The 19,571-nt window shown below is 67.2% G+C and carries 12 protein-coding genes and 2 tRNA genes; 9 read left to right on the top strand and 5 right to left on the bottom strand.

Annotated elements, in window-relative coordinates; translation table 11 throughout:
* The first annotated feature begins 72 nt into the window (after positions 1-72).
* The 6 genes from clpP (at position 73) to H0X91_RS05380 (ending at position 7,505) form a co-directional block, all read left to right on the top strand.
* A complete protein-coding gene (gene clpP / locus H0X91_RS05355) occupies positions 73-726 on the top strand; it encodes an ATP-dependent Clp endopeptidase proteolytic subunit ClpP (protein ID WP_006496351.1) in 654 nt (217 codons plus the stop codon).
* Between the two features lie 163 nt (positions 727-889).
* Positions 890-2,161 carry an ATP-dependent Clp protease ATP-binding subunit ClpX gene (clpX, locus tag H0X91_RS05360; RefSeq protein ID WP_006489345.1) on the top strand — a complete coding sequence of 424 codons (1,272 nt, stop codon included), beginning with the start codon at positions 890-892 and terminating at the stop codon, positions 2,159-2,161.
* 197 nt (positions 2,162-2,358) lie between these two features.
* The gene (gene lon / locus H0X91_RS05365) at positions 2,359-4,782 is read left to right on the top strand and encodes an endopeptidase La (RefSeq protein ID WP_196432867.1); all 2,424 of its coding nucleotides are present in this window, start codon (positions 2,359-2,361) and stop codon (positions 4,780-4,782) included.
* A 203-nt stretch (positions 4,783-4,985) separates the two neighbouring features.
* Positions 4,986-5,061, top strand: a tRNA-Val gene (locus H0X91_RS05370).
* Positions 5,062-5,084: 23 nt separating this feature from the next.
* Positions 5,085-5,161, top strand: a tRNA-Asp gene (locus H0X91_RS05375).
* Positions 5,162-5,570: 409 nt separating this feature from the next.
* Positions 5,571-7,505 carry a SurA N-terminal domain-containing protein gene (locus H0X91_RS05380; RefSeq protein ID WP_006496352.1) on the top strand — a complete coding sequence of 645 codons (1,935 nt, stop codon included), beginning with the start codon at positions 5,571-5,573 and terminating at the stop codon, positions 7,503-7,505.
* Between the two features lie 74 nt (positions 7,506-7,579).
* Here the strand turns inward: H0X91_RS05380 and H0X91_RS05385 are convergent, their stop codons facing one another.
* Positions 7,580-8,248: an arylesterase gene (locus H0X91_RS05385; RefSeq protein WP_006489343.1), complete on the bottom strand. Its 669-nt coding sequence runs from the start codon at positions 8,246-8,248 to the stop codon at positions 7,580-7,582.
* Between H0X91_RS05385 and H0X91_RS05390 the strand changes: the two genes are divergently transcribed.
* Complete coding sequence (locus tag H0X91_RS05390; protein ID WP_196432868.1) at positions 8,247-8,960, top strand: ABC transporter ATP-binding protein; 714 nt, start codon at positions 8,247-8,249, stop codon at positions 8,958-8,960. The two genes, H0X91_RS05385 and H0X91_RS05390, sit on opposite strands and share 2 nt — an antisense overlap.
* A 69-nt stretch (positions 8,961-9,029) precedes the next feature.
* On the opposite strand, the gene pgi is transcribed toward H0X91_RS05390, so the two are convergent.
* The 3 genes from pgi to H0X91_RS05405 all read right to left on the bottom strand — a co-directional run bounded on the left by pgi (position 9,030) and on the right by H0X91_RS05405 (position 13,662).
* A complete protein-coding gene (gene pgi, locus H0X91_RS05395; RefSeq protein ID WP_034201616.1) occupies positions 9,030-10,652 on the bottom strand; it encodes a glucose-6-phosphate isomerase in 1,623 nt (540 codons plus the stop codon).
* 111 nt (positions 10,653-10,763) lie between these two features.
* A complete protein-coding gene (locus H0X91_RS05400) occupies positions 10,764-12,308 on the bottom strand; it encodes an NAD(P)H-hydrate dehydratase (RefSeq protein WP_196432869.1) in 1,545 nt (514 codons plus the stop codon).
* Positions 12,309-12,360: 52 nt separating this feature from the next.
* Positions 12,361-13,662, bottom strand: a complete 1,302-nt coding sequence (locus H0X91_RS05405) for an FAD-dependent oxidoreductase (RefSeq protein WP_112751478.1) — start codon at positions 13,660-13,662, stop codon at positions 12,361-12,363.
* A gap of 328 nt (positions 13,663-13,990) precedes the next feature.
* Here H0X91_RS05405 and purL point away from each other — a divergent pair, with 328 nt between their 5' ends.
* Both purL and H0X91_RS05415 read left to right on the top strand, forming a co-directional pair.
* Positions 13,991-18,055 carry a phosphoribosylformylglycinamidine synthase gene (purL, locus tag H0X91_RS05410; protein ID WP_196432870.1) on the top strand — a complete coding sequence of 1,355 codons (4,065 nt, stop codon included), beginning with the start codon at positions 13,991-13,993 and terminating at the stop codon, positions 18,053-18,055.
* 5 nt (positions 18,056-18,060) lie between these two features.
* Positions 18,061-18,606: a GNAT family N-acetyltransferase gene (locus H0X91_RS05415; protein WP_059720657.1), complete on the top strand. Its 546-nt coding sequence runs from the start codon at positions 18,061-18,063 to the stop codon at positions 18,604-18,606.
* A gap of 173 nt (positions 18,607-18,779) precedes the next feature.
* On the opposite strand, the gene H0X91_RS05420 is transcribed toward H0X91_RS05415, so the two are convergent.
* Positions 18,780-19,562, bottom strand: coding sequence for a peptidylprolyl isomerase (locus H0X91_RS05420; protein ID WP_006483903.1), 783 nt, complete (start codon positions 19,560-19,562; stop codon positions 18,780-18,782).
* Between the last annotated feature and the right edge of the window lie 9 nt (positions 19,563-19,571).

Below are 19,571 nucleotides of genomic sequence, written 5' to 3' on the forward strand. Positions count from 1 at the left end.
GGTTGCCATTAATATGGCGATTGAGCGGGCGGCTTCCTTCCGTTCAATTTCCATTCGAACAAGGTTCATTGAATGATCACTCGCGCTGAATTGCTGGACATGCTTGCTTCGAACGCGCCGCAGGGTTTCGAGGCGCAAGCGCTGGGGCTGGTGCCGATCGTCGTCGAAACGAGCGGCCGCGGCGAGCGTTCGTACGATATCTATTCGCGTCTCCTGAAGGAGCGCCTGGTGTTCATGGTCGGCGAAGTGAACGACCAGACCGCCAATCTCGTGGTCGCGCAATTGCTGTTCCTCGAGAGCGAGAATCCCGACAAGGACATCAGCCTCTACATCAACAGCCCGGGCGGCTCGGTGTCGGCCGGGATGGCGATCTACGACACGATGCAGTTCATCAAGCCGGACGTGTCGACCCTGTGCATGGGCCTCGCGGCCAGCATGGGCGCGTTCCTGCTCGCGTCGGGCGCGAAGGGCAAGCGCTTCGCGCTGCCGAATTCGCGTGTGATGATTCACCAGCCGCTGGGTGGCGCGCGCGGCCAGGCATCCGACATCGAGATCCAGGCACGCGAGATCCTCTACCTGAAGGAACGGTTGAACAACCTGCTCGCGCAGCACACGGGCCAGGACGTCGAGCGCATCGCGCGCGACACCGACCGTGATAACTTCATGTCGAGCGAGGACGCGAAGGCGTACGGGCTGATCGATCAGGTGCTGCTGAAGCGCCCGTGAGCTTAAACGGGGTGCCGCCCCGATTCGCGCGGCGCCCCGCAACGTCCCGAGTGCCCTGAGCATCTGCGGCAAGCGCATCCAGCCGGCTCCGGTCGCGCCCTAGGCGCGGCGTTCGGAGCAATCGGCGTATCATGTCATTTACCTGTCCGGAGGCTCTACATTCATGGCGGACAAAAAAGGTTCGAACAGCGAGAAGCTGTTGTATTGCTCGTTTTGCGGGAAGAGCCAGCATGAGGTGAAAAAACTCATCGCGGGCCCGTCGGTGTTCATCTGCGATGAATGTATCGACCTCTGCAACGAAATCATTCGCGACGAGGCGGCTGCCGCCGGCGTCGAGGCCAGCCTGTCCCGGTCGGATCTGCCGAGCCCGCAGGAAATTCGCGACATCCTCGATCAGTACGTGATCGGCCAGGAGCGCGCGAAGAAAATCCTCGCGGTGGCCGTGTACAACCACTACAAGCGCCTGAAGCATCTCGACAAGAAGGACGACGTCGAGTTGTCGAAGAGCAACATCCTGCTGATCGGCCCGACGGGCTCCGGCAAGACGCTGCTCGCGCAGACGCTCGCGCGGTTGCTCAACGTGCCGTTCGTGATCGCCGACGCGACGACGCTGACCGAAGCCGGCTACGTCGGCGAGGACGTCGAGAACATCATCCAGAAGCTGTTGCAGAACTGCAACTACGAGGTCGACAAGGCTCAGCGCGGGATCGTCTACATCGACGAAATCGACAAGATCAGCCGCAAGTCGGACAACCCGTCGATCACGCGCGACGTGTCGGGCGAGGGCGTCCAGCAGGCGCTGCTGAAGCTCGTCGAGGGCACGATGGCGTCGGTGCCGCCGCAGGGCGGCCGCAAGCACCCGAACCAGGATTTCATCCAGGTCGACACGACCAACATCCTGTTCATCTGCGGCGGCGCGTTCGACGGTCTCGAAAAGGTGATCACCGATCGCACCGAGAAGACCGGCATCGGCTTCGGCGCGACGGTCAAGAGCAAGCAGGAACGCGACGCGGGCGAAGTGCTGCGCGAAACGGAACCGGAAGACCTGATCAAATTCGGTCTGATCCCCGAATTGATCGGCCGCCTGCCGGTGGTCGCGACGCTCGGCAAGCTGGACGAAGCCGCGCTGATGAAGATCCTGGTCGAGCCGAAGAATGCGCTCGTCAAGCAGTATCACAAGCTGTTCGCGATGGAGCGTGTCGAGCTGGAAATCCGGCCGGGCGCGTTGCAGGCAGTCGCCCGCAAGGCGATTCGCCGCAAGACCGGCGCGCGCGGTTTGCGTTCGATCATCGAACAGGCGTTGCTCGACGTGATGTACGAGCTGCCGACGATGAAAGGGGTCAGCAAGGTCATCATCGACGAGAACGTCATCGATGGGGACGGCAAGCCCTTGCTGATCTACGAGGACACGCCGAAGGTGGCGGGTTCGAACTGACCGGCTTGCCGACGATGTTCAGCGAAAAAGGCCGTTCATGAGTCCGTGGGCGGCTTTTTTTCGTTTATCTTGTGGGTAACTCTGACTCGACACGCGGTGGTTACTTTCTTACCGAATATTTCCCGCACTTGAAGGCTTGCAATTCGTTGTGGCGGCCTCAATTACCGAACAATTGATTCCACTCATGGGGAAATGAAATGTCAGGCACCCAACTTCTCCCGCCGGAACGCATCACGCTCCCGCTGCTGCCGCTGCGGGACGTCGTCGTTTTCCCGCACATGGTCATTCCGCTCTTCGTGGGCCGGCCGAAATCGATCAAGGCCCTCGAAGCAGCGATGGAAGGCGGCAAGCACATCATGCTCGTCGCCCAGAAAACCGCGGCCAAGGACGAACCGACCGAAAAGGACATGTACGAGGTCGGTTGTATCGCCAACATCCTGCAGATGCTGAAGCTGCCGGACGGCACCGTGAAGGTGCTCGTCGAGGGCCTGCAGCGTGCGAAGGCATTGTCCATCGAAGAACAGGAGACCCAATTCTCCTGCGAAGTGATGCCGCTCGAGCCCGATCACGCCGACAGCGCCGAAACGGAAGCGCTGCGCCGTGCGATCGTGTCGCAGTTCGATCAGTACGTGAAGCTGAACAAGAAGATCCCGCCGGAGATTCTCACGTCGCTGTCGGGCATCGACGAAGCAGGCCGCCTCGCCGACATGATCGCCGAGCGCCTGCCGCTGAAGCTCGACCAGAAGCAGCACATCCTCGAGATGTTCCCGGTCATCGAGCGCCTCGAGCACCTGCTCGCGCAACTCGAAGCCGAGATCGACATCCTGCAGGTCGAAAAGCGCATCCGCGGGCGCGTGAAGCGCCAGATGGAAAAGAGCCAGCGCGAGTACTACCTGAACGAACAGGTCAAGGCGATCCAGAAGGAACTGGGCGAAGGCGAAGAAGGCGCGGATCTCGAGGAGCTCGAGAAGCGCATCAACGCCGCGCGCATGCCGAAGGAAGCCAAGAAGAAGGCCGACGCCGAGCTGAAGAAGCTGAAGCTGATGTCGCCGATGTCGGCGGAAGCCACCGTCGTGCGCAACTACATCGACACGCTGATCGGCCTGCCGTGGCGCAAGAAGAGCAAGGTCAACAACGACCTGTCGAACGCCGAGCAGGTGCTCGACGAGGATCACTTCGGCCTCGAGAAGGTCAAGGAACGGATCCTCGAGTATCTCGCGGTGCAACAGCGCGTGGACAAGGTCAAGGCGCCGATCCTGTGCCTCGTCGGGCCTCCGGGCGTCGGCAAGACCTCGCTCGGCCAGTCGATCGCCCGTGCGACGAACCGCAAGTTCGTCCGCATGGCGCTCGGCGGCGTGCGTGACGAAGCCGAGATCCGCGGCCACCGCCGTACGTACATCGGTTCGATGCCGGGCAAGATCCTGCAAAGCCTCGCGAAGGTCGGCGTGCGCAATCCGCTCTTCCTGCTCGACGAAGTCGACAAGATGGGCATGGATTTCCGCGGCGATCCGTCGTCGGCGCTGCTCGAAGTGCTCGATCCGGAACAGAACCACACGTTCGCCGACCACTACATCGAGGTCGACTTCGATCTGTCGGACGTGATGTTCGTCGCGACGTCGAACTCGCTGAACATCCCGCCGCCGCTGCTCGACCGGATGGAAGTGATCCGTCTGTCGGGCTACACGGAAGACGAGAAGGTCAGCATTGCCCAGCGTTACCTGCTGCCGAAGCAGAAGAAGAACAACGGGCTGAAGGAAGGCGAGATCGACGTCACCGAGCAGGCGATCCGCGACATCATCCGCTACTACACGCGCGAAGCCGGTGTGCGTTCGCTCGAGCGGGAAGTGTCGAAGATCTGCCGCAAGGTCGTGAAGATGCTGCTGCTGAAGAAGGCATCGGGCGCGATCAAGGTCGATGGCCAAAATCTCGACACGTTCCTCGGCGTGCGCAAGTACGACTTCGGCCTCGCGGCGAAGGAAAACCAGGTCGGTCAGGTGACGGGCCTCGCGTGGACGGAAGTCGGCGGCGATCTGCTGACGATCGAAGCCGCGGTGATGCCCGGCAAGGGCAACGTGATTCGTACGGGTTCGCTCGGCGACGTGATGAAGGAGTCGGTCGAGGCCGCACGTTCGGTCGTGCGCTCGCGTTCGCGCCGTCTGGGCATCAAGGACGAAGCGTTCGAGAAGCAGGACATCCACATCCACGTGCCGGAAGGCGCGACGCCGAAGGACGGTCCGTCCGCCGGCGGTGCGATGACGACCGCGCTGGTATCGGTGCTGACGGGTATCCCCGTGCGTGCCGATGTCGCGATGACGGGCGAAATCACGTTGCGTGGCGAAGTGCTGCCGATCGGCGGGCTGAAGGAAAAGCTGCTGGCTGCGCATCGCGGCGGCATCAAGCTCGTGCTGATCCCGGAAGAAAACGTGAAGGATCTCGCGGACATTCCGGACAACGTGAAGAACGCGATCGAGATCGTGCCGGTCCGCTGGATCGACAAGGTGCTGGAGCTCGCGCTCGAGCGTTCGCCGACGCCGCTGCCGCCGGAAGAAGAAGCGAAGGCAGCAGCGCCGGTCGGTGAGGCGGCGAAGGATGCCGGCTCGACCGAAGTGGTCAAGCACTGAAGCCCTGAACGCCGTCGTTGCTGACGGTCGTTCACGAAACCCGCGGCGCTGTCCGCGGGTTTTTTTATGCGTATCGGAATCGTGCGCGCGCGTTAAAAAAATTCGCGTGCGGGCTTGGCAAAATGATCGGGGATGAATTAAACTTGCGGGCTCGCTGATTGTTGATGCGGAAACGCAGATCGCAGTCAGAACGAATCGGAAACGGGTGCTTAGCTCAGCTGGTAGAGCGGCGCCCTTACAAGGCGTAGGTCGGGGGTTCGAACCCCTCAGCACCCACCAGTTTCCCGATTCAGCCAGACCAAGGAGCGGTAGTTCAGTCGGTTAGAATACCGGCCTGTCACGCCGGGGGTCGCGGGTTCGAGTCCCGTCCGCTCCGCCAGAAAATGAAGAAGCCCGCCTCGTGCGGGCTTTTTCATTTGCATCGTGCGTCGTGCCCGCTTGCGGGCAGTGTGACGGCGGGGCGGAGGAAGCCGCTTGCGCGGCTTGCGGCGGGACGAGAAGGGATGCGCGTGTACGCGTATCCGCGGCCTGCGGGATGCAGGCGAGTCTCGTCCGCTCCGCTAAACAAACGACAGTGCCCGCGTCGTGCGGGCATTGTCGTTTGTGCATTCGGGCATTCGGTTTTGCGCCCGCTGGCGGGTGCGTGAAGAAGCCCGTCTCTCGTGCCGGCTTTTTCATTTCCCGTGTCCCGTTGTCGCATCCCGCTCGCGCACGGTACGTCTGCGTTTTTTCCCGTCCCACCCCGTATGTTGTAATATCGGACGTTTTGTCCAATTTTCCCGTCACGCATGCTCGATTTCTTCCGTAATCACCAGCGCCTGATGATGGCGCTCCTGCTCCTGATCGTGTTGCCGGGGCTGGGTTTCGTCGGGATCCAAGGCTTCCGCGGCTTCTTCGACGACAGTGCGAACGTCGCGGCAGTCAACGGGCACAAGATCACGCGGGTCGAATTCGACGGCGCGTTTCGCCAGCAGATCGACCAGGCGCGCCAGGCGCTCGGCGGGCAGTTCGACATCAAGATGTTCGACACGCCCGAGCATCGCAAGCAGGTCCTCGACGGCCTGATCCAGCAACGCGTGCTGGCCGACGAGACGCAACGTCTGCACCTGACCGCCTCCGACAACGCCGTGCGCGACGCGCTGATGAGCGACCCGATGATCGCGTCGCTGAAGAAGCCCGACGGATCGATCGACGTCGAACGCTATGCACAGCTGCTGTCGTTCCAGGGAATGACGCCCGAGCAGTACCAGGAGCGTGTGCGTTACAGCCTCGCGCTGCAGCAGATTCCGGCGAGCATCGTGTCGAGTGCGTTCACGCCGAAGAGCCTCGCGCAACGCCTGTCCGAACTCGCCGCGCAACAGCGTGAAGTGCAGGCGCTCGTGCTGAAGACGAGCGACTTCGCAGCGAAGGTGCAGCCGACCGACGCGCAGCTCACCGCGTACTACGACGCACACAAGCAGAGCTTCGCGACGCCGGAAACCGCGACGATCCAGTACCTCGTCTATTCGCCGGCCGCAGCGGCCGCGAGCGCGCAGCCGACCGAAGCGGACATCAAGAAGTTCTACGACGACAATCCGACGCACTTCCGTACCGAAGCGCAGGTGCGCGTGAGCCACATCTTCATCGCCGCGCCGGGCAGCGCCAGCGCGGCCGACAAGGCGGCCGCGAAAGCGAAGGCGGAGCAATTGCTCGCCGACGTGAAGGCGCATCCGGACCAGTTCGCGCAGATCGCACAGAAGAGCTCGCAGGACGCGCCGTCGGCGGCGAAGGGCGGCGACCTCGGCTTCATCACGCGCGGCTCGACCGCGGGCGGCAAGGCGTTCGACGATGCCGCGTTCTCGCTCAAGCAGGGCGACGTGAGCGGTATCGTGCAGTCGGACCTCGGTTTCCACATCCTGAAGGCGACCGAAGTGAAGCCGGCGGTCGTCAAACCGTTCGCGGAAGTGAAGGACCAGATCGCGATCGACCTGAAGCAGCAGTACGCATCGAAGGCGTTCTCGGACAACGCGGAAGGGTTCACGTCAACCGTCTACGAAAAGGCGAAGACGCTGCAACCGGCCGCGGACAAGTACAAGCTGACGATCCAGACGGCCACCGTCACGCCGACGCCGAATCCGCAACTGCCGGCGACGAGCCCGCTGAACAACGCGAAGTTCCTGGCCGCCGTGTTCGCGAACGACTCGGTGAAGAACCAGAACAACACGCAGGCGATCGACGTCGGCAACAATACGTTGATCTCCGCGCGCGTGACCGACTACAAGCCGGCTGCCGTGCCCGCACTCGATGCGATCAAGGACGTCGTGCGCCAGAAGGTCATCGCCGAGCAAGCCGCGGAACTCGCGAAGAAGGATGGGGCGGCGAAGCTGGCCGAGCTGCAGAAGTCGAAGTCGACCGACGGCTTCGCGGCCGCGCAGAAGGTGTCGCGCACGCAATCGCAGGGCCTGACGCCGGCTGCGCTGAGCGCCGTCTACAAGGTCGATGCGAAGACGCTGCCGGCGTACGTCGGGGTCGATCTTGGTGCGGACGGTTATGCGATCTATCGCGTGAACGCGGTGATCCCGGGTTCGGCGGTCGATCCGCAGCAACTGGCGGCCGCGCAGCAGCAGATGGCGCAGGTCGACGCGCAAAGCGAAGGCGAGGCGTATCTCGCCGCGCTGCGCGATCGCTCGAAGGTGAAGCTGTACGGCACGACGGCCAGCCAGCAGCAAGACGGCGACAACTGAACGTCGTTTCGCCCGCAACCATCAAAAAGCCCCGCTCGAAGCGGGGCTTTTTGTTTTCCGGTGCGCGGCTGCGCTCAGCCGTGCGGCTTGCCGAGCAACGGTTTCAGCGCCGGCCACACGTTGTCGAGCAGAATGCCCTGGGCTTGCTGCGCGGGATGCATCTGGTCGGCCTGGAACATCTCCGGCTTGTTCTCGATACCGGCCAGCAGGAACGGCACGAGCGGCACGGCGAGGTCCTTCGACAGCCGCGTATAGACCGCGTGGAACTTCTGCGTGTAGTCGGGGCCGTAATTGGGCGGCACGTACATGCCGACCAGCACGACCTTCGCCCGCGCACGCTGCGCACTGGCGATGATGTCGCGCAGGTTCTGCTCGGTCGTCGCGAGCGGCACGCCGCGCAGCGCATCGTTCGAACCGAGTTCGACGACGACGATCGACGGCTTGAGTCGCTGCAGCACCGCGGGCAACCGCGCACGGCCGCCGCTCGTGGTGTCGCCGCTGACGCTGGCGTTCGCGACGCTATAATCGATTCGCTCGGTCGTGAGCCGTTGCCGCAGCAGTGCAACCCAGCCTGTGTCGCGCGGCAGTCCGTATTCGGCCGAGAGACTGTCGCCGAGCACGACGATCACGGGCTGGCTCGATGCCGACGCCGTCGCGGCGCGCGCGGGTACGGTGACGGCCAGCAGGGTGCCCAGCAGCGCGGCGGCCGCCGCGCGTCTTTTCCAGCGAAATGTCGTGTCCATGTTCAAGATTACCGATCCGATCATCGAAGTCCATGACGTGTGCAAGCGGGTTGCCGATGCAACGGGCGAGCTGACGATCCTCGACGGCATCACGCTCGCCGTGCAACCGGGCAGCAGCCTCGCGATCGTCGGCGCATCGGGGTCGGGCAAATCGACGCTGCTCGGCCTGCTTGCGGGGTTGGACAGCGCGACGAGCGGCACGGTTCGCCTGCTCGGCCGCGCGCTCGACCAGCTCGACGAGGACGAGCGCGCGGCGCTGCGCAACGGCGCGGTCGGATTCGTGTTCCAGTCGTTCCAGTTGATGCCGCACCTGACGGCGCTCGAGAACGTGATGCTGCCGCTCGAACTGCAGGGCGGCATCAGCGCGCGCGAGGCGGCCGAGCGTGCCCGGGCGCTGCTCGTGCAGGTCGGTCTGGGCGAACGCACCACGCATTATCCGAAGCTGCTGTCGGGCGGCGAACAGCAGCGCGTCGCACTCGCACGCGCGTTCGTCACGCGTCCGGCGATCCTGTTCGCCGACGAGCCGACCGGCAGCCTCGACGCGGCCACCGGCCACGCGGTCATCGACCTGATGTTCGAACTGAACCGCACGCACGGCGCGACACTCGTGCTCGTCACACACGATGCCGAACTCGCGCGCCGCTGTGCGACGACGGTGACGATCGAAGCGGGGCGCATCGTCGCGCCGCACGCGGCATCGCGCAACGCGTGAAGGGTCGTGCGGGCCGCGCAACCTGAGTGGCGCGGCCCGCACGGGCATGGGCGTTGATGCGTCAGTGCTTCAACGCTTGAGCGCCGCACGGGCGCGCTCGATCAGCGCCGTGGTCGACGAGTCGTGCTTCGCCGGGTCGACCGATTCGGCGGACAGGTCGGCTTCGACGACCTTGCCGAGAATCTTGCCGAGCTCGACGCCCCACTGGTCGAACGGATTGATGTCCCACACCGTCGCCTGCACCAGCACCTTGTGCTCGTAGAGCGCGATCAGCGCACCGAGCGCGCGCGGCGTCAGCGCATCGACGAGCAGCGTCGTGGTCGGGCGGTTGCCGGGGAACGTCAGGTGCGGCGCGAGCGCTTCCTTGCCGGGCCCGGCGACCTGGCGCGCTTCTTCGAGCGTGCGGCCGAGCATCAGCGCCTCGCTCTGCGCGAAGCAGTTCGCGAGCAGCTTCGGATGGTGGCTGGCGAGCGGATGCTCGGGCGTCAGCACCGCGATGAAGTCGATCGGCACGATCGTCGGCCCCTGGTGCAGCATCTGGAAGAACGCATGCTGGCCGTTGGTGCCCGGCTCGCCCCACGTGACGGCCGACGTCGGATAGTCGACGAAGGTGCCGTCCAGCCGCGCGGATTTGCCGTTGCTCTCCATTTCGAGCTGCTGCAGGTACGACGGCAGGTAGTGCAGCGCTTCCGAATACGGCGCGACGAGATAGCTCTGCGAGCCGAAGAAATTCCGGTACCAGATGCCGATCAGGCCGAGCAGCACCGGCAGGTTGCGCTCGAGCGGCGCTTCGCGGAAGTGGCGGTCCATGTCGTTCGCGCCGGCCAGCAGCTCGTCGAACTGCTCCGGGCCGACCGCGATCATGATCGACAGGCCGACCGCCGACCACAGCGAATAGCGGCCGCCGACCCAATCCCACATTTCGAACACGTTGTCCGCGGCGATGCCGAACTTCACGACTTCGGCCGGGTTCGCCGACACGCCGACGAAGTGCTTCGCGAGCGCGTCCTCGGGGCAGCCGCGCGCGACGAACCAGTCGCGCAGCGAGCGTGCGTTCGTCATCGTCTCGAGCGTCGTGAAGGTCTTCGACACGATGATCGCGAGCGTTTCCTCGGGATCGACCTGTTCGAGCACGCGCGCGAGATCGGCGCCGTCGACGTTCGACACGAAGTGGGTCGAGATCTCGGGCGTCGCGACGTGGTGCAGCGCATGCACGACCATCTTCGGCCCGAGATCCGAGCCGCCGATGCCGATGTTGATCACGTGGCGGATCCGCTTGCCCGTATAGCCCGTCCACGTGCCGCTGCGCACGGCGCGCGCGAACGTCGCCATCTTCGCGCGCTCGGCGCTCACCTGCGCGTGGAACGGCGCTTGCGGGTCGGTCGCGCGCAGCGCGGTGTGCAGCGCGGCGCGGCCTTCGGTCGGGTTGACGATCTCGCCCGCGAACATCGCGTCGCGGCGCGCTTCGACGCCCGCGTCGCGCGCGAGTTGCACGAGCAGGCGCACCGTTTCGTCGTCGATGCGGTTCTTCGAGAAATCGGCCGCAAGACCGCCGCCCGGAATCGTGAAGCGTTCGGCGCGGGTCGGCGCGCGGTCGTTTTCCGGCGCGAACCAGTCGCGCAGCCGCGCGTGGCGGATCTGTTCGAAGTGGGATTGAAGGGCAGTCCAGGCGGGGAGCGATTTCAGCGTCATGACGGTTCGAGTGAAGCGTGAATCGGGAGGAATGCCGCGCCGGCTCATCGGGATCGGAAAGCCGGCGGACGAGAAGGCCCGCCGTGCGGCGGGGCAGTCAGTATAGCGGCGTTACGTGTCGGCGCGCGGCGACGGATAAAAAAGGCGATTGATCAGCGTGCGCACCATCGGCGCGAGCTCGCCCGCGGTGAGCCCGGCCGGGCCGGTGCCGTTCGCGGTCAGCGTGTCGGCCGCGAGGCCGTGCAGGTAGACGCCGGCCAGCGCGGCTTCGTATGGCGCGACCCGTTGCGCGAGCAGCGCGCCGATCAGGCCGCCGAGCACGTCGCCGGTGCCGCCGGTGGCGAGCGCCGCGTTGCCGGTCGGGTTGATCGCTACGCGTCCGTCGGGCGCGGCGATCACCGTGCCCGAGCCTTTCAGCACGACGATGCCGGCGTAACGGGCGGCGAGCGTCTGCGCGGCCGCGACGCGATCGCGCTGCACCGCGGCCGTGTCGCTGCCGTGCAGGCGCGCGGCTTCGAGCGGATGCGGCGTCAGCACGCACGGCTTGCCGCGTGCGCCGCGCGCGGCGACGGCGGCCGCGAGGTCCGCGTGCGTCGCGACGAGGTTCAGCGCGTCGGCATCGAGCAGCGTCGGGAGGTCGTGCGCGAGCACGTCGCGCACGAGCGTCGCCGCGGCCTCGCGCGTGCCGAGCCCGCAACCGGCCGCGATCGCGGTCATCGCGCCGAGGTCGAGCGTGTCGGCCGGATGCAGCATCAGTTCGGGGAACGGCGGGTCGTACGGCGGCGCGCCCGCGCCAAGGAAGCCGACGTGCACCTTGCCGGTGCCCGCGAACAGCGCGGCGCGGGCGGCGAGGATCGGCGCGCCGCACATGCCCGTGTCGCCGCCGAGCACCGCGAGGCTGCCGTACGTGCCCTTGTGGGACGCGAAGGCGCGCGCGGGCAGCGCCGCGGCGAACCGCGCGGGCGTATTCAGCACGATGGCCGGCGCGGCGGGCGGCGCGACGTCGAGCGACGCGACGTGGATCTCGCCGGCGAGATCGCGGCCGTCGCCCGTGTAGAGGCCGGGCTTCGCGCCGATGAAGGTGAGCGTGTGGGTGGCCGCGACGGCGACGCCCGCGCCGACGATCCGGCCCGTGTCGCTGTCGAGCCCGCTCGGCACGTCGAGCGCGAGTACGCGGCCGCCGCTGCGCGCATGGGCGGCGATGCGTGCGGCCTGCTCCGCGAACGCGCCGTCGAGCGCACGGCCGAGGCCGATGCCGAACAGCCCGTCGACGACCCACGCGTAGCCCTCCAGCGACGCGGGCGCGGTGGCCGACAACGGCACGCCGGCGGTGCGCGCGAGGCCCAGCGCCCATTGCGCGTCGTCCGGCTTGACCGGCACCGGCATCCACGCATGCGTGGCGACACCGAGCTGCTGGAGCTGCGCGGCGGCCACCAGCGCGTCGCCGCCGTTGTTGCCGGGGCCGACCGCGAACCAGACGGGGCGATCGTCGCCGGCGACGCGTTCGGACAGCCAGTGCGCGGCGGCGGCGCCGGCGCGGCCCATCAGCGTGTGCGGCGGCAGCGCGGCGGCGGCGTCGGCTTCGGCCGCGCGCAGGTCGGCGACGCGCAGCAGTGCGATCGGATCGGAATCGGGAAGCGGGCGGGTAACGGTCATCGCGGGATCGTGGCGGCGGGCAAGGAGGCCGCCACGGGTCGGCCCGCGGCGGTCAGATCGTGAAGCGGCCGGCGCTCAGCGCGGCGAGCGTGTCGGCGGGCCAGTGCTGGACGTTGCCGCCCAGATAGTCGGTCACCACTTTAGCAGACCCGCACGCGAGGCCCCAGCCGGCCGGGCCATGGCCGAAATTGACGAACACGCGTGGGTGCGGGGTCGGACCCACGACGGGCAGGCCGTCCGGCGACAGCAGTTGCATGCCCCGCCACGGCAGGGCGGCGGAGATCTTGGCGGCGCCGGGCACCCAGTCATGGACGGCCTGGCCGAGCAACGCGAGCGCGGCCTCGGACAACGGCTCGGCAAGCGGTTTCGCGGTATCGGCGACGCTCTGCAGCACGGCGGCGCCGCCGACGCGCAGCCGCTGGTGGGTGCGCGTGATCGAGATCCGCTTGATCGAATCGACGACGCAAAGGTGCGGCGAGTGTTCCTCGTACGCGACCGGTGCGGTGAGCGTATGGACGCGCGCCGGGTGCAGCGGCAGGCGCCAGCCGAGCCGTTCGAGCAGCGGGAGGCTGCCGGCGCCGGCGGCGACCACGATCGCGTCCGCGGAAATCACGTCGACCTCGCGCGCCTGCGCCGCGCGCCGGTTGCCCGGCGGCACGAGCTCGACCGCGGCGCGGCCGCTGTCGACGCGGATCGCGGCGACGTCCGCGCCGAAGCGGAACTGCACGCCGTGCTCGTCCAGCGTCTGCTTGATCAGTTTCGCGAACAGCGGGCAATTGCCGGTGCGCTCGGTTTCGAGCAGCACGCCGCCGGCAAAGCCGGGTTCGGCCGGCACCGACGGTTCGAGCGCCGCGCATTCGTCGGCGGTGAGGGTGCGGTACGGCTGGTCGAGCGTGCGCAGCAGGTCGAGCGCCGGTTGCAGCGCATCCCAGTCGCGCGGATCGCGCACGACGTGCAGGATGCCGGGTTTCTGTTCGAATTCGAGCTCGAAACGCGCGTCGATATCGGCGAGCGCGTCGCGCGACGCGTCGATCAGCGGACGCAGCCGCGCGTACTGCGCGGCGAACGCGTCGGGCTCGCGCAGCGTGCCGAGCTGCTTGACGAAGCGGCGCACGCCGCCGTTGAAGCCCGGCTTGTAGACGATGCCGCTGTCGCGCGGCTGGCGCTGGCGCATGAAAGTCGGGCCGAACCAGACGTCGAGCGGGCTCGGCAGCAGCGCGCCGCCGTCGCCGTAGGTCGCACCTTGCGCGACGGTCGCGTGGCGTTCGACCACGCACACGCGATGGCCGGCCGCGCGCAGCTGGTAGGCGGTGGCGACGCCGCTGATTCCGCCGCCGATGACGATGACATCCATGGAGTGCTTCGATGACGGGCGGCGCGCACGCCGCCCGGTGAGAATTCGCTGAGGGCCGGGCCCGGTGAACCCGGAATGATAGCGCCAAAAGTGCGCGAGCCGGCGCCGGCCGAGCATGGGTCGTGCGGTCGGGCCACGGCGGCGGGCATCCTGGGCCCGCGCAGGCCGGCCCGGCGGGCGGCCGTGCGCGCCACGCGTCCCGGCACCGTCGCGGTGCATGCGGACTACCGATCGGTCGGTCTTGGGCGGCCGACTTCCGGGTATAATTACGGCCTTCCTTTCGCCCCACGTCGCCACCTCGCGCGACTCATCGACGTCAGTCCAGCCCATGGCTCACTTCTCGTGTTTTCCCGGCGCTTCGGCCCTCTCCGATTTCCGTCAAACCCGTCTGCTCGATACGCTCAGGCAAATCGACGCCAACATCGTCGCGGTACGCGGCCAGTTCCTGCACTTCGTCAATGCGGCCGAGCCGCTGTCGGCCGACGACAGCGCGCGCATCGATGCGCTGATGCACTATGGCGAGCCGTTCCAGCCGGCGGGCGAGAAGGGCACGACCGAGACCTTCGTCGTGCTGCCGCGCTTCGGCACGGTCTCGCCGTGGGCGAGCAAGGCGACCGACATCGCGCAGCACTGCGGCCTCACGCAGGTGCGCCGCATCGAGCGCGGCGTCGAATTCACGGTCACGCTGAAGTCGGGCCTGCTCGGCGGCAAGAAGGCGCTGTCGGACGACGCGCGCGCGGCCGTCGCGGCCGCGCTGCATGACCGGATGACCGAAAGCGTGGTCGCGGCGCGCGACGACGCGAAGCACCTGTTCGACGAACTGCCGGCCAAGCCGCTGTCGACCGTCGACGTGCTGGGCGTCGGCCGCGGCGCGCTGGAGCGCGCGAACGTCGAGCTGGGCCTCGCGCTCGCCGACGACGAGATCGACTATCTGGTCGACGCGTTCCGCAAGCTCGAACGCAACCCGACCGACGTCGAACTGATGATGTTCGCGCAGGCGAACAGCGAGCACTGCCGCCACAAGATCTTCAACGCGCAGTGGACGATCGACGGCGAAGCGCAGGACATGTCGCTGTTCGCGATGATCCGCAACACCGAGAAGCTGAGCCCGCAGGGCACGATCGTCGCGTATTCGGACAACTCGTCGATCATGGTCGGCGCCGAGGCCGAGCGCTGGTTCCCGCGCAAGGCCGGTGCGCCCGGCGAGCCGGGCGAGCGCTACGGCCGCCACACCGAACTCACGCACACGCTGATGAAGGTCGAGACGCACAACCACCCGACGGCGATCTCGCCGTTCCCGGGAGCGGCGACCGGCGCGGGCGGCGAGATTCGCGACGAAGGCGCGACGGGCCGCGGTGCGCGCCCGAAGGCCGGCCTCACGGGCTTCACCGTGTCGAACCTCGACCTGCCGGACGCCCGCCAGCCGTGGGAAAACGCGCGCGACGCCGCGCAGCCGGTGACCGAGCGCAACCCGAACGAGCAGCACGGCCCGTACGGCCGCCCGGACCGCATCGCGTCGCCGCTGCAGATCATGATCGACGGCCCGCTCGGCGGCGCCGCCTTCAACAACGAATTCGGCCGCCCGAACCTCGGCGGCTACTTCCGCGTGTACGAGCAGAACGTCGGCGGCACGGTGCACGGCTATCACAAGCCGATCATGATCGCGGGCGGCCTCGGCAACATCGCGGATCAGCACACGCACAAGCACGACGTGCCGGCGGGCTCGCTGCTGATCCAGATCGGCGGCCCCGGCATGCGGATCGGCATGGGCGGCGGCGCCGCGAGCTCGATGGCGACCGGCGCGAACACGGCCGAACTCGACTTCGACTCGGTGCAGCGCGGCAACCCGGAAATCGAGCGGCGCGCGCAGGAAGTGATCAACGGCTGCTGGCAGCTCGGCGCGGAAAACCCGATCCTGAGCATCCACGACGTCGGCGCGGGCGGCCTGTCGAACGCGTTCCCTGAAATCGTCGACGGCGCGGGCAAGGGCGCGCGCTTCGAACTGCGCAAGGTCGCGCTCGAGGAATCGGGCCTGTCGCCGCGCGAAATCTGGTCGAACGAGGCGCAGGAGCGCTACGTGCTGGCGATCGCGCCGGCCGACCTGCCGCGCTTCGAGGCGATCTGCGCGCGCGAGCGCTGCCCGTTCGCGGTGGTCGGTGTCGCGACCGACGAACGCCAGTTGAAGCTCGTCGACGACGAAGCGACGGGCGCCGACGAATACCCGGTCGACATGCCGATGGAAGTGCTGCTCGGCAAGCCGCCGCGCATGCACCGCGACGTCACGCGCGTGAACACCGAGCGTGCGCCGGTCGACGTGACCGGCATCGCGCTGTCGGCGGTCGCGCTCGACGTGCTGAAGCACCCGACGGTCGGCAGCAAGTCGTTCCTGATCACGATCGGCGACCGTTCGGTCGGCGGTACGTCGGTGCGCGACCAGATGGTCGGCCCGTGGCAGGTGCCGGTGGCCGACTGCGCGATCACCGCGCTCGACTACGCGGGCTTCAAGGGCGAGGCGATGACGATGGCCGAGCGCACGCCGCTCGCCGTGATCGATGCACCCGCATCGGGCCGCATGGCCGTCGGCGAAGCGATCACGAACATCGCGAGCGCGCCGATCGCGTCGCTCGACAAGCTGAAGCTGTCCGCGAACTGGATGGCCGCGTGCGGCACGGCCGGCGAAGACGCCGCGCTGTTCGACACGGTCAAGGCGATCGGCATGGAGCTGTGCCCGGCGCTCGGGATCGGCATCCCGGTCGGCAAGGATTCGCTGTCGATGAAGACGAAGTGGGACGAGCAGGGCGTCGCGAAGGAAGTGGTGTCGCCGGTGTCGCTGATCATCTCCGCGTTCGCGCCGGTCGAGGACGTGCGCCGCCATCTCACGCCGCAACTGCGCCGCGTGGCGGATGCGGGCGACAGCGTGCTGATCGCGATCGACCTCGGCCGCGGCAAGAACCGGATGGGCGGCAGCATCTTCGCGCAGGTCACGCAGCAGGTCGGCGACACGACGCCGGACGTCGACGACGCGGAAGACCTGAAGCGCTTCTTCAACGCGATCCAGTCGCTCAATGCGCAGGACAAGCTGCTCGCGTACCACGACCGCTCGGACGGCGGCCTGTGGGCGACCGTGTGCGAAATGGCGTTCGCGGGCCACGCGGGCGTATCGCTGAACGTCGACATGCTGACGCTCGACCCGAACCACGAATCCGACTACGGCGACGCGAAGGACTGGGCGAAGCAGACGAGCGGCCGTCGCGACGACCGCACGCTGCGCGCGCTGTTCTCCGAAGAGCTCGGCGCCGTCGTGCAGGTGCGCGCGTCCGACCGCGACGCGGTGCTCGGCGCGCTGCGCGAATTCGGCCTGTCGACGTGCTCGCACGTGATCGGCTCGGTCAACGATCGCGACGTGATCGAGGTGTACCGCGATGCGAAGAAGATCTTCGACGCGCCGCGTACCGAGCTCCATCGCGCCTGGAGCGAAGTGAGCTGGCGCATCGCGCGCCTGCGTGACAACCCCGCCTGCGCGGATGCCGAATACGACGCGCTGCTCGACGCGGCCGACCCGGGCCTCTCGCCGGTGCTCACGTTCGATCCGGCCGACGACATCGCCGCGCCGTTCATCGCGACGGGCGCACGGCCGCGCGTCGCGATCCTGCGCGAGCAGGGCGTGAACTCGCATCTGGAAACGGCGTATGCGTTCGACCGCGCCGGCTTCGATGCGCACGACGTGCACATGAGCGACCTGCTCGCGGGCCGCGCGACGCTGGCCGATTTCGCGGGTGCGGTCGCGTGCGGCGGCTTCTCGTACGGCGACGTGCTGGGCGCGGGCGAAGGCTGGGCGAAGACGATCCGTTTCAACGCGAACCTCGCCGACATGTTCTCGGCCTTCTTTGCGCGTCCCGATACGTTCGCCCTCGGTATCTGCAATGGCTGCCAGATGCTGTCGAGCATCGCGTCGATGATCCCGGGCGCGCAAGCGTGGCCGAAGTTCACGCGCAACAAGTCCGAGCAGTTCGAGGCGCGTTTCTCGTTCGTCGAAGTGGAGAAATCGCCGTCGATCTTCTTCGCGGGAATGGAAGGCTCGCGGATTCCGGTCGCGGTCGCGCACGGCGAAGGCTATGCGGACTTCTCGCAGCAAGGCGACATCGACCGCGTCGCGGTCGCGATGCGTTACGTCGACCACCGCGGCGAAGCGACCGAGCGCTATCCGTTCAACCCGAACGGGTCGCCCGCCGGCATCACGTCGGTCACGACGGCTGATGGCCGCTTCTCGGTGCTGATGCCGCACATGGAGCGCGTGCATCGTACGGTGACGATGAGCTGGCACCCGGAAGGCTGGGGTGACGCGAGCCCGTGGATGCGGGTGTTCCGCAACGCACGTCGCTGGATCGGCTGATCCGGATGATGTTCGACCCGAACGCGCCGGTCGAGATCGTCACGCTGCGTGACGAGCGTGCGAGCGAGGCCGACGCGATCGGCCGCGTGATCCGTGCGGCGTTCGCGGGCGAGCCGCAGGGCGGCGCGTTCGAGCAGCGCATCGTCGACACGCTGCGTGCCGACGGTGCGCTGAGCGTATCGCTCGTCGCGGAGCGCGACGGGCGCATCGTCGGGCACGTCGCGTTCTCGCCGGTCGCGATCGGCGGCGAGCCGGCCGGCAGTCAGCAGTGGTACGGGCTGGCGCCGCTCGCGGTGCGGCCCGATTGCCAGCGGCAGAGCATCGGCGCGGGGCTCGTGCGCACGGGGCTCGACGCATTGCGCCGGCTCGGCGCGCGTGGCTGCGTGGTGCTCGGCGAGCCGGCGTATTACGCGCGTTTCGGATTCGAACCGCACGGCGACATCGTGTTTGCGGGCGTGCCGGCCGAGTATTTCCTCGCGCTGTCGCTCGATGATTCCGCGCCGCTTCCGGCAGGCGACGTGCGTTACCACGACGTGTTTTATCCCGCGTAGCGAACGCTGCGGGCGGGTGACGGCCTGGCACAATAAAAAACCGCTCCTCGGAGCGGTTTTTTATTGTGCGTCGGCTAAGCCCCATCGCATCGCGGCACCCCTGTTCGTGCGCGCCAAAAGAAAAAGCCGCTCCGAAGAGCGGCTGATCGATGCGCGTGTGACGTGCGCCGGCGTTACTGGATCTTGGCCTGCTGGCGCAGACCTTCCTCGAACGCCTGCAGCTTCTGCTGCACGAGCTGCTGCGCGATCTGCGCCTTCACCTGGTCGAACGGCGGCGGGGCGATGTCACGGATGTCGTCGACGCGGATGATGTGCCAGCCGAACTGCGTCTTCACCGGCGTGTCGGTCATCTGGCCTTTCTGCAGCTTCTGCGCGGCCGCCGCGAATTCCGGCACGTACGCCTTCGGATCGGACCAGTCGAGATCGCCGCCGTTCTTGCCCGAACCCGGATCCTTCGAGTATTGCTTCGCGAGATCCTCGAACTTCGCGCCGCCCTTGATCTTCGCGATCAGGTCCTTCGCCTGCTGCTCGTTGTCGACGAGGATGTGGTGCAGGTGATACTCGCGGTTGCCGCCCACGCCCTTGACGAGCTCGTCGTAGCGCGCCTTCACTTCGGCGTCGGTCGGCTGGTTCTTCTTCAGGAAGCCCTCGATCATCGAGCGCAGCACGACGGTCTGCTGCGCGACGGCGACTTGCGCCTTTACGTCCGGACGGTTCGGGATGCCTTCGCGAATCGCTTCCTGCATCAGGATTTCGCGGTTCACGAGCTCCTGGCGCACGGCCTGCTGCAGTTGCGGGCCGTCGGTCTGGCCTTGCTGGACGAGCTGCGCGACCATCGCGTCGGCGCGCGACTTCGGAATCGGCGTGCCGTTGACGACGGCGATGTTCTGGGCGAATGCCGGTGCCGCTGCAAATGCAGCCGCCGCGACCCACAGGCGGGGGGATGTCAGGATCATCGGGAATTC

This window comes from Burkholderia sp. 9777_1386 (assembly GCF_015712265.1).
GTDB lineage: Bacteria > Pseudomonadota > Gammaproteobacteria > Burkholderiales > Burkholderiaceae > Burkholderia > Burkholderia cenocepacia.